The sequence below is a fragment of the Anaerostipes sp. Marseille-Q3525 genome (assembly GCF_018223505.1).
Taxonomy (GTDB): Bacteria; Bacillota; Clostridia; order Lachnospirales; family Lachnospiraceae; genus Anaerostipes; species Anaerostipes amylophilus.
On sequence record NZ_JAGTTT010000007.1, the window covers coordinates 41,390 to 54,585 of the forward strand.

Consider the following 13,196-nt stretch of genomic DNA (forward strand, 5'->3'; position numbering starts at 1 on the left):
GACAATGATCAAGTATTATCGCACGATGGATCATCAGATTCATGAAATCAGTGAACCTATGGAAGGTACCTGGATATCGTTAGTTCATCCCACAGCGGCAGAACTTGCAACGATTGCGGCAGAATATAAGATAGATATTGATGATCTTAGAGCCCCTTTGGACGAAGAAGAACGTTCGCATATCGAGGTGGAAGAAGGTTATACCTTGTTTATTGTAGACGTACCAACAACAGAGGAACGAAAAGAAAAAGAATATTTCTTAACGATTCCATGTGGTATTATTCTGACTGAGAAAGTGATCATTACAGTATGTCTTGAAGATACTTCTGTTCTTGCAGACTTTAAGAATGGAAGAGTTAGAAATTTCTGGACATTTAAGCGTACAAGGTTTATCTTACAGATACTTTACAGGAATGCATCATTATATCTTCAATATCTGCGAATCATTGATAAAAAGAGTGATTCTGTTGAAAAACAGCTTCACATCTCAACGAAGAATCAGGAACTTATAGAGCTTTTGGAATTAGAGAAGAGTTTGGTTTACTTTTCTACATCCTTAAGATCAAACGAACTGGTACTTGAGAAGATGCTAAAGATTGATAAGATCAAACAGTACCCGGAAGATGAGGAATTACTGGATGATGTTATCATAGAAAATAAACAGGCTATTGAGATGGCGGATATTTATAGTAATATCTTGAGTGGTACAATGGATGCATATGCATCAGTTATCTCAAATAATCTGAACATAGTAATGAAAGTTCTTGCAATCATCACGATCGTTATGTCGATTCCAACGATGATCGCAAGTTTTTGGGGAATGAATGTTCCAGTACCATTAGCACATTCACCATATGGATTTTTGATCCTAGTGATCGTATCTTTAATTCTCACAATTTTTGGAGGATACATCCTGGGTAAGAAAAACATGTTTTAATATTGATTGATGATAAGAAAGGTTTTTTATGTGGCTAAATAAACTGGAAGAGAAATTTGGCAAATATGCAATTTCAGATCTTCCAAAGATCATAGTTTTATTATATGCGGTTGGATTTGTGATCGCAAATATATCACCACAATTATACAGCTTACTGGAATTGAATCCGTATCTGATCCTTCACGGACAAGTCTGGAGATTAGTAACATTTTTACTGATCGGACCAGAGACGAATTTGATTTTTGTAATATTTGTATTATTATTTTATTACTCTATCGGAAGCTCATTAGAGCAGGTATGGGGTACTTTCCGATTTAATATGTATTATTTGATCGGAGTTTTAGGAACGATCGTTGGAGCGTTCTTAACCTATGCGATTCTTACGTTTGCGTATGGAGAATCCTATGGTGCTTTTGTGAATATGGACACATTTTATCTGAATATGACATTGTTTTTAGCATATGCAGCAATGTTTCCAGAGATGGAAGTGTATCTGTACATGATCCTTCCAATCAAGGTAAAATGGCTTGGATACTTAGACGGATTATATTTAATCTACATTTTTTTAAGTTCAGGCTTTACAGTTGCCGGAATTTCGGTTAAAGTATCTATAGTTGCAGCTTTGTTAAATTTTCTACTATTTTTCTTCTCTATGAAGAAGATACGAAGAATGGGAGCAAACTTCAAGGCTAAAACAATACATAAGAAGAAGGCAAGAGCGTACAAAGCTAAGACGATCACGCCAAAGAAGAAGAATGGTGCGATGCACGAATGTGCAGTGTGCCACAGAACAGAACTTGACGATCCAGAATTGGAATTTCGTTATTGTTCAAAATGCGATGGGAATTATGAATATTGTCAAGATCATTTATTTACCCATAAGCATGTGAAAAGGTGAGTTGTTTATTATTTAAATATATTTTGAAACCAAAGGAGAAAAATTATGCTAACCAAGAAGACAAAAATCATTTGTACAATGGGACCTGCAACAGATGACGATGAGGTATTAAAAGACCTGATGCGTTCAGGAATGGACATTGCCCGTTTAAACTTCTCTCATGGAGATCATGAAGAACAGTTAGGACGTATCAAGAGAATTAAGAAGTTTAGAGAAGAACTGAATTTACCAATCGCTATTTTACTTGATACAAAAGGACCAGAGATCCGTACAGGATTATTAGAAACAGATGATGATGTTGAATTAGTAACAGGTCAGGAATATACACTGACAACAAGAGACATCAAAGGAAATAATGAGATTACCAGCATTACATATGCGGAACTTCCACAGGATGTAGAAGCTGGAAACACAATCCTGATCGATGACGGATTAATTGAGTTAAAAGTTAAAGAGATCAAAGATGGAACAGATATCGTATGTGACGTTATCAACGGAGGACTTTTAGGAAGCCGTAAGGGTGTTAACGTACCTAACGTAAGAGTTAACTTACCATCTATCACAGAAAAAGATAAAGCAGATATCGAATTCGGTCTTGAGAATGGAATCGACTTCATCGCAGCATCATTCATCCGTAATGCAGAAGCTGTAGAAGAGATCAAAGAGATCATCGGAGCACACAACATGCACGTTGGTGTTATTTCTAAGATCGAAAACATGGAAGGTGTTGAAAACATTGATGCGATCATCGAATCTTCTGCTGGTATCATGGTAGCTCGTGGAGACCTTGGTGTAGAAATTCCAGCTGAAGAAGTACCATTCTTACAGAAAGAGATCATCAAGAAATGTAACAATGCATTCAAACCAGTTGTTACAGCTACACAGATGTTAGATTCCATGATCCGTAACCCACGCCCAACAAGAGCAGAGGTTACAGACGTAGCTAACGCAATCTATGATGGAACAGATGCGATCATGTTATCTGGAGAAACAGCTAAAGGTAAATATCCTGTAGAAGCTGTCAAGATGATGAATCAGATTGCAATCTCAACAGAAATCCACTTAAGCACAAAAGTAAAAGATTACAAATCTAAATATGTAAATCGTGGAATTTCCGCAGCAGTCGCTTATTCTGCAGTGCAGACAGCACATAATGTCAATGCAAAATGTATCTTAGCATCAAGTATGTCTGGATTTACAACAAGAATCGTATCTAAATTCAAACCAGATGCACAGATCATCGGTCTGTCACCAGATGATGCAATCGTACGTCAGATGCAGATCTACTGGGGAGTACGTCCTTTCAAATCTCACAAAGCTGAGACAACAAAAGATCTGTTAGATGAAGCAACAGATATCGTATTAGATGCAGGACTTGCAGAGAAAGATGATATCTTAGTCTTAACAGGTGGTGGACCAGCTAACCACCGTGGAAAAGGTGTTACAAATATGTTAAAAGTAGTAAAAATCGGTGAATTTGGCGAGTAATCGACACGAATATATGATAGAATGGGGATGTAGCAATACATCCCTTTTTTCTTTTATCAGGAAATTCACTAAGATAAGATGGGATATTTTCAGGAGGAAATACGAGTGAAAGTTTCAGAACGTGTATACATATCAGAGATATTAAAAATACAAAAGAGGCACTTACTTCGCAAAATAGAGAAAGAAAAATCAATTTCAAGACTGTATTGTATCACACTGCCACTCTGGAACAGTGCATTTCTGGAAATATATCCTTATAATGAATTATTATCAGATATTCACAAAGAAAAAGATATTACGATCGTAGGGATGGCAGCAGGAAAAGATGATGCAGTCGTTATGTTAAGACGTATGATCGATGATCTGTATCATAAAGGAAAATTAAAAGACATCACAACATATTTCTGCGGGGAAGATAAATGAGCATACTATTTTTTATATTAAAGATCATAGGAATCCTGATCTTGATACCGATCGTGTTACTTTTAATCCTTCTGATATTTCCAATCTGTTACCAGATGGAAGGAGATTTTGATGATAAAACACCGAAAGCACAAGCGAAAGTATCGTGGGCAGTCGTATTTTTACGGGCAAAGGTGTTTTATGAAGAAGAACTTAACTTTGCAATCCGCATCTTTGGAATTCCGGTATATGATTCAAGAAAGGACCATTGGTCTGTATTAGGGGAGCATCCAGAGAAAGATAAGAAGAAAAACAAGAAGAAACATAAGAAAAAATCGATATCTGAAAAGAAATCAAAAAAAGAAGCGAAACAAAATAAACAAGAGATAAAACAGGAAAAGCATACTGTACAAGAACAAATTTCAGATAAAAAGGTGGTTCGGGAAGCAAAAGATATAACAATAAAAAAGACTTCAGAAGACGTATTTGATCTTACATGGGATGAAAAAGAAGAATCAACAAAGAAAGACAAGGAGTTTTTCGGCAAAAAAATCGTGAATCTTCTCAAAAAGTGTTATAATAAATGCAAGAATCTCATAACAAAGATTCATAAGATTACAGATAAGATGGAGACTGTTGGAGATATCTTAGAAGACGAAGATATTATCAATGCAATAAAGAGAATCAAAGAATATGGAATAAATGCAGTAAAGCTGTTGCTTCCACAGAAACTAAATGCACAGATAACATTTGGTTTCGAAGACCCATATTACACAGGGAAAGTCTTAGGATGGGCAGCGGTACTGATTCCAATTTACGGAGATCGCATAGATATTACACCAGACTTTGAAAAAAGAACTCTAAAAGGACATTTAAAGATCAAAGGAAGTATAAGAAGATATAAGATCTTACAGCTGTTATGGAAAATATACAAAGACAAAGATGAACTAATAAAACAAAAAGACCGAGCATTAAGAATGATAGGAGGCAACTAAAATGAGCAAAGAAAATTTAAAAGATACCATGGGTTCACTATTTGACGGCATGGAAGGATTCTTAACATCAAAAACAGTCGTAGGAGAACCTATCTATATTAAAGATACCATCATCTTACCATTAGTAGATGTCTCCTTCGGAATGGGTGCAGGAGCTTTCTCTGGAGACAAGAAAGATAAAAGTGGAGGAGGAATTGGAGGAAAGATGACTCCAAGTGCTGTACTTGTTATTAAAGATGGACAGACGAAGCTTGTGAACATTAAGAATCAGGAGACGATCGTGAAGTTATTGGATATGGTACCAGATGTGATTGATAGGTTCGCAGGTAAGAACGAAAGTTTGGAAGATATTGTGGATGATCTTGAAAAGTAAATTTTAATTTCGAGTTGGCCAACTGTAGAATTCGAGTATATGATAAAAAATAAATAAGCAACTGAACGCAATGCGGTGGAATTTTGCTCATATTTTGAACAAATCGCTGATCCGCCCAATTTCCTACGATAACTCGCTTTGGAGTTTTGTTTCAGACAAAAGTCTTTGAAGCTTAGACAATCGTCCAATTGGGCTGCGAATTTATTCAAAATATGGCAAAATTCCAATGCATCGCGTTCAGTTGCTTATTTATTTTTTATCATATACCAGAAGTCTATAGAGTGGACAATTTTAAATATTTCTTGTTATCTTATTTCTGCCACATATACAAAAGTCTACCGTCGCAAACCTAAATTTATAAAGGAATGAGTAATAAAATTTCGGAATAAATATGTACAAAAAGGATTTTTAAATATGAAACGAGTCTGGGCTATTGCTTTTTTCTTTTTCTCTATGGGGTTGTTTGCGGGATTTTGGATTACGCATGATCCTATGAAAATAGTTATTTGTATAGGATGTGACATTATAGCGTATTGTTTGTTTTTTAAATGAATTTCAATAGAAAGGTAAAATAAAAAGAGTTGGAAAAATTCCAACTCTTAGTGGTTTCTTATATAATCAATCAAGATTAAGCACGTTCAACCTTACCAGATCTTAAGCAAGAAGTACAAACGTACATTTTCTTAGCTGCTCCGTTAACTTTAACTCTTACGGATTTGATGTTTGATTTCCACATTTTGTTTGATCTTCTATGTGAATGGCTCACTGCGTTTCCAAAATGAGCACCTTTGCCACAAATAGCACATTTTGCCATGTTAGCACCTCCTTATTCCAATCTCTATTCCTGTTTCATTCCAGGCTCGACAACTATTTCATTCTAACAGATTGATTTATAAAAATCAAGAATAAATTTGCTTTTATTTTAAATCATTTTTTGAAACACTAGACTTAGAGGGTCTCATAATGTATAATCGAGTTATATGAATTCTCGTTTGGAGGTATAATTTATGAAAGGACATGTGAATACAAAGAATGGAGAAATCTCCATTGAAAATCAGGTAATTGCGAAATATGCCGGGATCTGTGCTCTTGGATGCTTTGGTATTGTAGGAATGGCAATGGTGAATATGAAAGATGGAATTGCCAAGCTTTTGACAAGAGATAATATCAGAAAAGGTGTATTTGTTTCAGTAAATAATAATAAGATCACGATAGACTTCCATATTATTGTATCTTATGGAGTTTCTATTTCTACAGTGGCAAGCAATCTTATGGAATCTGTAAAGTATCGTGTGGAAGAATTTACAAGCCTTGAAGTAGAACGGATCAATATTTACGTTGAAGGCGTAAAAGATATAGGATAATAGATGATGGAGGCAAAGATTAAGATGAAACAGATAGATGCAGCATTGCTGCAGAAGATGTTGATTGGCGGAGCCAAGAGATTAGAGGCGAATAAAGAATATATTAATGAACTGAATGTATTCCCTGTACCAGATGGTGATACAGGAACGAATATGACAATGACTGCACTTGCAGCAGCCAAAGAAGTTGGAAATGCACCAGAAGTAACAGTTAAGGAAGTTACAAGAGCATTATCAAGCGGGTCTTTAAGAGGTGCAAGAGGTAACTCTGGAGTTATCTTATCTCAGTTATTCAGAGGATTTTACAAAGGTGTCAAGGGTGAAGATGTTCTGACAACCGAAACTGCTGCAGCGGGGTTTAAGAATGCGGTAGATACAGCGTACAAAGCCGTTATGAAACCCAAAGAAGGAACAATCCTTACAGTAGCGAAAGTAACGGCGGAGAAAGCAGTAGCATGTGCAAGAGAAACAGAAGATTTTAATGAATTTGCAGAGGTTGTGATCAAGGAAGCAAATGCGATTCTTAAGAAAACACCAGACATGCTTCCAGTACTGAAAGAAGCAGGTGTTGTAGATTCAGGTGGACAGGGACTGGTAGAATTTCTTCAGGGGGCAGTAGATGTATTGTCCGGAAAAGAAGTTGATCTAAGTGGTGTAGAAAGAGTTGCAAAGAAGCCAGCAGCGACACAGACAGAAGCACCATTGGAAGAGAAGGATATCAAATTTGGTTATTGTACAGAGTTTATTGTTATGACCAAAGAAGAGATTTCTATGGAAGAAGAACAGAAATTCAAAGATTTCTTAATGGGAATCGGAGATTCTATCGTAGTCGTTGCAGACGAAGACATCATTAAGGTTCATGTGCATACAAATCATCCTGGAAAAGCAATCGAAAAAGGTCTCACATATGGAGAACTTACGAATATGAAGATTGATAACATGAGAGAAGAACACAGAGAGCGTTTGAATCTTACACAGGCAGAAGCACAGGTGGACGATCAGCCAGTGAAACCAGAAGAACCGAAGAAAGATTATGGATTTGTAGCAGTTTCTATTGGACAGGGAATGAATGACATTTTCCGTGAATTAGGGGTAGATTATCTGATCGAAGGTGGTCAGACAATGAACCCTAGTACAGAAGATATGTTGAATGCGATCGAACAGGTTAATGCAGAGACAGTCTTTATCCTGCCGAATAACAAGAACATCATTCTTGCAGCAACACAGGCACAGTCTTTAGTAGAGGATAAGAATGTTGTGATCATTCCGACAACAACTGTTCCCCAGGGAATTTCAGCAATCATTGGGTTTGATCCAGAAGCAGATGTCGAGTCTAATGAAGAAAGTATGAAAGATATCATCGAATGCGTCAAGACTGGAGAAGTAACTTATGCGGTCAGAGATACATCCATCAATGGAATTGCGATCAAGATTGATGATATTATGGGAATTGATGATGATGGAATCAAGAAAGTCGGACAGGATATCGAGAAAGTTACATTAGGATTATTAGAAGAGATGGTAGATGAAGACAGCGAACTGATCAGCATTTACTATGGAGCAGATACAACAAAAGAACAGGCAGAAGCATTACTTGAGAAAGTAGAAGAAACATATGGTGACTGTGATGTACAGTTAGAATATGGCGGACAGCCGATTTATTATTTCTTATTGTCAGTAGAATAAGATGATACAAAGAAATCCCGCTTGAAGGCGGGGTTTCTTTGCTTTTAAGAGGAACTATTTAAGGAGAGACCTATGGATGGAACAACGAATATCATAGAATTAAAAGGAATTGGGGAGAAGAGTGCAACGGCATTTGGAAGACTTGGAATTCGGGATATTGATAGTCTTATCACGATGTATCCTAAATATTATCTCACTTACGAAGACCCCAAAGACATCCATGAATTAGAAATCGGACAGAGGGTTTCGATTGCAGTACGCATTAATTCAGAAGTGCATATTCAGTATGCAAGAAGAATAAAGATTGTTACTTGCACTGCAAAGGATCACACGGGAACGATCATGCTTGTATGGTATAATATGCCGTATTTAAAGAAACAATTACATCAGGGAAGAGACTATATATTTACAGGGACACCGATCTACAAGAATGGCAGGATCACAATGGAACATCCAGAAATCTTTACACCAGAAGATTATGAGGCAAAACAGGAAACACTGCAGCCAATTTATCCATTGACAAGCGGGCTTACCAATAAGCTGGTATCCAAAGCAATGTTTCAGACAAAAGATTATATTTTTCAGATTCCAGAATATCTTCCACAGAATATTCTTGATCAGTATCATCCGATGGAATATAACAAAGCGATTTGGAATATTCATTTTCCAGAGTCCAAGAATGATCTGATAGAAGCAAAAAAACGCTTGATCTTTGATGAATTTTTTATTTTTATCTCAGCAATGCATATGATAACATCAGGTGAAGATATTAAAGAAGAAGGATATAAGATCGGTGTTTGTAAGGAAGCGAAAGAATTAATAGCGAATCTTCCATATGAGCTGACAGGAGCACAGAAACAGGCGTTAAATGAGATGGCAAAAGATATGGCATCGGGAAAAGTTATGAATCGTCTTGTGCAGGGGGATGTAGGTTCAGGAAAGACGATCCTTGCGATCATATTGCTTTTGATGTGTGCAAAGGCTGGATATCAAGGCGTTTTAATGGCCCCGACAGAAGTACTTGCAACGCAGCATTACGAATCATTTATGGAGCTTTTGAATCCATATGGAATCAAGATTGCATTATTAACAGGATCAACAAAAGCAAAAGAAAAAAGAGAAATTTACCAGAAGATTAAGGGTGGAGAGATTGATATTGTGATCGGAACTCACGCGGTAATTCAGGATAAGGTAGAATATCAGAAATTAGCACTTGTTATTACAGATGAACAACATAGATTCGGAGTAAGACAAAGAGAAAGTTTATCGTTAAAAGGAGAAAAACCACACGTGCTTGTTATGAGTGCAACACCGATTCCAAGAACACTTGCGATCATCTTATATGGAGATCTTGATGTATCGATCATTGATGAACTGCCCGCAGAGAGATTGCCGATCAAAAACTGTGTAGTAAATACAAGTTACCGTCCGACAGCCTATCGATTTATTGAAAAACAGGTAAGTCAAGGAAGGCAGGTTTACATCATTTGTCCAATGGTGGAAGAAAGTGAGACAATGGAAGGGGAGAATGTCATTCAGTATGCACAGATGTTAAGAAGCCAGTTTGCACCATCGGTAAGGATCAGTTATCTTCATGGGAAGATGAAAGCAGCAGATAAGCAGAAAGTGATGGATGATTTTTCAGAAGGGCTGATAGACGTACTTGTATCAACAACGGTTGTGGAAGTTGGCGTAAATGTACCGAATGCAACGGTTATGATGGTAGAGAATGCAGAACGTTTCGGGCTGGCACAGCTTCATCAGTTAAGAGGAAGAGTTGGACGAGGCGTTTATCAGTCATACTGCATTTTTATGACAAGTTCCAAGAAAAAAGAAACTATGCAGCGTTTAGAAGTATTGAATAAATCAAATGATGGATTTTACATCGCAAATGAGGATTTGAAATTAAGAGGACCTGGAGATTTCTTTGGAGTCAGACAGAGTGGAATGATAGATTTTGTTTTAGCAGATATTTATACGAATGCAGATATTATGAAGCAGGCGGCAGATGCAGTGAAAGAACTTGAAGAAGAAGGATTTGATTTTTCAAATTTAAAAAATAGCAGATTGGAAAAACAGATCGGTCTTGCAAGAAATATATAGGAGGAAGAAGATATGGTACGTTTTTATCTAAGGTTTACAGGAAGAGTCCAAGGAGTGGGATTTCGCTTTTTTGCAGCAATGAATGCAGAAAAATGTCATCTGAGTGGATGGGTAAAAAATATGCTGGATGGTTCGGTAACAGCGGAAGTTCAGGGAACAAGGCTTCAGATCGAACAATTTCTTGAATTAACACAGACTGGAAATCGTTTTGTAAGAATTGATCATATTGAAAAAGAGGAACGCCCATATGATGAAAAAGAAAAAGGATTTCATGTAAGATATTAAAAAATATCAGAAACAGTTACAAAAAAATTCCACAATATGTAAAAGATTCTAGTGTATCTTTTGAACGTTTACATATACTATGAACGTAACAAACAACAAACAAAAGAAATGGAGGTCTTTCAAAATGGAAGAACGAACTTCAGCAAGAAGCAAAGGAACAAACAGAGTCGAAGTACCAGAAGCAAGAGGAGCTTTAGACAAATTTAAGTTTGAAGTAGCAAATGAAATTGGCGTGGATTTAAAAGATGGATATAATGGACATCTGACAACTGCTCAGGCAGGATCTGTCGGAGGAGAAATGGTTCGTAAGATGATCCGCAGACAGGAAGAAGAAATGTCTCGCTAGTAAATTAAAAATACAAATGAAAAAAGAAAGATAAGAGAGAAAGAGGCAGTGAAAGCATAAACTATGACTGCTTCTTTCTCATTGTCGGTTGACAAAATCTGTAGATATAATAAAATAAAAGAATGATAGTCTGCGAAAGCAGAAGTGTATCGTGGAATAAAATACAGATAAGGAATGTACATAGATTATGAGAGTCGTAGCAGGAAGTGCGAAGAGTTTAAAATTAAAGACGATCGAAGGTATGGAGACAAGACCTACGCAGGATCGCATCAAAGAAACATTATTTAATATGATACAATATGATATTGCCGGATGCACATTTCTGGATCTTTTTTCCGGAAGCGGCGGGATTGGAATTGAAGCATTGAGCCGCGGTGCAAAGCAGGCTTATTTTGTGGAGAAGGCAAAGCCGGCACTTCGATGTATCCGAGAGAATTTAAGATATACAAAGCTTGATGACAGAGCACAGGTTATGGCTGTGGATGTCATAACAGCTATCAGGCAGTTAGAAGCAAAGAAGATAACATTTGATTATATTTTTATGGACCCTCCATACAACAAAGGATTTGAAGATGAGGTATTGGCGGTACTGAATGATTCAACAATCTGCACGCCAGATACGGTCGTGATCGCAGAGTCATCACTTGAGACGGAGATTTCAGATTTTGAGGAATTAAAGGTGTCAAGAGTCAAGAAATATAAGACAAATAAACATACATTTTTGATGAAGACACAGGAGGATTAGAAAGTGAGTATTGCAGTTTATCCGGGAAGTTTTGATCCGGTTACATATGGACATATTGATATTATTGAGCGTTCAGCAAAGGTATTTGACAAGTTGATCGTCGCAGTGCTGGTTAATAGCGCCAAGAAACCATTATTTACGACACAGGAGAAAGTCGATATGATACGCAAGGCAACAAGTCACCTTGATAATGTAGAAGTAGTGTCATTTTCGGGATTATTGGTAGATTTTGCAAAAGAACAAGGGGCCAGTGTATCTGTAAGAGGATTGCGTGCAGTAACAGATTTTGAGTATGAGATTCAGATTGCCCAGACAAACGCGAAGTTGAATAAAGATTTAGATACAATGTTTTTTACAACCAGCATAGAGTATTCTTATGTAAGTTCCACGATCGTAAAAGAAATAGCTTCTTATCATGGAGATATTTCTGAGATGGTACCGCCTTACGTACAAGAATGTCTTGAGAAGAAATTTAAAGCACAGGAGGCGAAATAAATGAGTGAAAAATATTTACATGAGATGATTGATGATATCGAGGTTCTGATCGATGAAGCAAAACCGGCAAGATTTAGTCCGGGAAAGATCACAATTGAGAAAGATGTTTTGATGACAGTGATCGAAGAATTAAGGAAACAGATTCCAGGAGAGATTGAACGAAGCCATAAGATCATTCTTAATAAAGATGCGATTTTAGAAGATGCAAGAGTGAAAGCACAACAGACGATCGACCAGGCAGCGAAAGATGCAGGAGAATTGATCGATCATAATGAGATTGTTGAGATGGCTAAGATGAGGGCAGATGAGATTGAGAACCATGCCAAAGAAACAGCAAGAAGTGTGATGCATAATGCGAATGAAGAAGCAGATCAGATCCGTGCAGGAGCACTTCGTTATGTCAATGAGATCATGGAAGATGTTCAGGGATATGTTGTGAGCGTAAAAGAAGCACAGCAAAGTATATTTGATCAGTTGTTGTCTGCATTAGATTCTGATCTTGAATCAATTAAGACAAATGCGAAAGAGATTGAAGAACAGCTTTCAGGAGTCAGCATACCTCAGACAAGAACGAGAACGGTTGAAGATTTTATCTCAGATGAAGAATAGGGCAGCAAGCAGACCACTTGATAAACTGAATAAGAATTTAACAAGCAGATATTTCCAGAAGGAAAGTCTGCTTTTTTTACATACGCTTATTGTCTGTGCAGCAGCAGAAAGTCCGCCAAAAGAAGTGATCATGCAAAGAAGGATTATTTTATGATAAGAAGAAATCTGCATTGTACCAAAATAAGAGACGGCGTTTGTAATCTCAAATATAGCGATCAGCACTTGCTTTATAAAAAATGGAAATGGTAAAACAGAGATTAAAGATGCACCGATTGAAAAGATCATGATACAGATACCGATCGTAAAAATAGAATGGAGACTGTCAAAGATTATCTGATCAGCCGATTTTTTTATAGAAACAGGATGTGAAATTTGATGTGCATGAAGAAAATCTTTTGTGAAAAATAGATAAAATAAATAAAAAAGATAACAAAGTACAGGAAAATAAAGACAGAAAAAGAAACAAAGAG

General features: G+C 36.7%; 16 protein-coding genes. 15 read left to right on the forward strand and 1 reads right to left on the reverse strand.

The features are described 5' to 3' along the window. The first annotated feature begins 4 nt into the window (after window positions 1-4). The 6 genes from KE503_RS04970 (at window position 5) to KE503_RS04995 (ending at window position 5,093) form a co-directional block, all read left to right on the forward strand. Window positions 5-937 carry a magnesium transporter CorA family protein gene (locus KE503_RS04970; protein WP_022375510.1) on the forward strand — a complete coding sequence of 311 codons (933 nt, stop codon included), beginning with the start codon at window positions 5-7 and terminating at the stop codon, window positions 935-937. 28 nt (window positions 938-965) lie between these two features. Continuing rightward, window positions 966-1,835 carry a rhomboid family intramembrane serine protease gene (locus KE503_RS04975; protein ID WP_212384626.1) on the forward strand — a complete coding sequence of 290 codons (870 nt, stop codon included), beginning with the start codon at window positions 966-968 and terminating at the stop codon, window positions 1,833-1,835. A 45-nt stretch (window positions 1,836-1,880) separates the two neighbouring features. Continuing rightward, complete coding sequence (gene pyk / locus KE503_RS04980) at window positions 1,881-3,323, forward strand: pyruvate kinase (RefSeq protein WP_212384627.1); 1,443 nt, start codon at window positions 1,881-1,883, stop codon at window positions 3,321-3,323. Window positions 3,324-3,428: 105 nt separating this feature from the next. Next, window positions 3,429-3,746, forward strand: coding sequence for a hypothetical protein (locus KE503_RS04985; protein WP_022375513.1), 318 nt, complete (start codon window positions 3,429-3,431; stop codon window positions 3,744-3,746). Further along, entirely contained in the window at window positions 3,743-4,720 is a 978-nt protein-coding gene (locus KE503_RS04990; RefSeq protein WP_212384628.1) for a DUF2953 domain-containing protein, read from the forward strand. The genes KE503_RS04985 and KE503_RS04990 overlap by 4 nt, the downstream gene beginning before the upstream one ends. A gap of 1 nt (window position 4,721) precedes the next feature. Further along, window positions 4,722-5,093, forward strand: a complete 372-nt coding sequence (locus KE503_RS04995) for a GerW family sporulation protein (RefSeq protein ID WP_022375515.1) — start codon at window positions 4,722-4,724, stop codon at window positions 5,091-5,093. A 628-nt stretch (window positions 5,094-5,721) separates the two neighbouring features. Here the strand turns inward: KE503_RS04995 and rpmB are convergent. Next, entirely contained in the window at window positions 5,722-5,907 is a 186-nt protein-coding gene (gene rpmB, locus KE503_RS05000) for a 50S ribosomal protein L28 (protein WP_006565876.1), read from the reverse strand. 193 nt (window positions 5,908-6,100) lie between these two features. Here rpmB and KE503_RS05005 point away from each other — a divergent pair, with 193 nt between their 5' ends. The 9 genes from KE503_RS05005 (at window position 6,101) to KE503_RS05045 (ending at window position 12,880) form a co-directional block, all read left to right on the forward strand. Then, window positions 6,101-6,457 carry an Asp23/Gls24 family envelope stress response protein gene (locus KE503_RS05005; protein ID WP_055197256.1) on the forward strand — a complete coding sequence of 119 codons (357 nt, stop codon included), beginning with the start codon at window positions 6,101-6,103 and terminating at the stop codon, window positions 6,455-6,457. Between the two features lie 6 nt (window positions 6,458-6,463). Continuing rightward, window positions 6,464-8,143 (forward strand): DAK2 domain-containing protein, encoded by a 1,680-nt coding sequence (locus tag KE503_RS05010; protein ID WP_055197258.1) that lies wholly within the window; start codon window positions 6,464-6,466, stop codon window positions 8,141-8,143. A 72-nt stretch (window positions 8,144-8,215) separates the two neighbouring features. After that, complete coding sequence (gene recG, locus KE503_RS05015; RefSeq protein ID WP_212384629.1) at window positions 8,216-10,246, forward strand: ATP-dependent DNA helicase RecG; 2,031 nt, start codon at window positions 8,216-8,218, stop codon at window positions 10,244-10,246. A 12-nt stretch (window positions 10,247-10,258) separates the two neighbouring features. Beyond that, window positions 10,259-10,531 carry an acylphosphatase gene (locus KE503_RS05020; protein WP_022375154.1) on the forward strand — a complete coding sequence of 91 codons (273 nt, stop codon included), beginning with the start codon at window positions 10,259-10,261 and terminating at the stop codon, window positions 10,529-10,531. A 124-nt stretch (window positions 10,532-10,655) separates the two neighbouring features. Next, window positions 10,656-10,877: an alpha/beta-type small acid-soluble spore protein gene (locus tag KE503_RS05025; RefSeq protein WP_022375155.1), complete on the forward strand. Its 222-nt coding sequence runs from the start codon at window positions 10,656-10,658 to the stop codon at window positions 10,875-10,877. A gap of 187 nt (window positions 10,878-11,064) precedes the next feature. Continuing rightward, complete coding sequence (rsmD, locus tag KE503_RS05030; RefSeq protein ID WP_022375156.1) at window positions 11,065-11,622, forward strand: 16S rRNA (guanine(966)-N(2))-methyltransferase RsmD; 558 nt, start codon at window positions 11,065-11,067, stop codon at window positions 11,620-11,622. A gap of 3 nt (window positions 11,623-11,625) precedes the next feature. Continuing rightward, a complete protein-coding gene (gene coaD, locus KE503_RS05035) occupies window positions 11,626-12,117 on the forward strand; it encodes a pantetheine-phosphate adenylyltransferase (protein ID WP_022375157.1) in 492 nt (163 codons plus the stop codon). Then, window positions 12,118-12,726: a hypothetical protein gene (locus tag KE503_RS05040; protein ID WP_022375158.1), complete on the forward strand. Its 609-nt coding sequence runs from the start codon at window positions 12,118-12,120 to the stop codon at window positions 12,724-12,726. After that, window positions 12,716-12,880, forward strand: coding sequence for a hypothetical protein (locus tag KE503_RS05045; RefSeq protein ID WP_155492458.1), 165 nt, complete (start codon window positions 12,716-12,718; stop codon window positions 12,878-12,880). The genes KE503_RS05040 and KE503_RS05045 overlap by 11 nt, the downstream gene beginning before the upstream one ends. Window positions 12,881-13,196 lie beyond the last annotated feature (316 nt).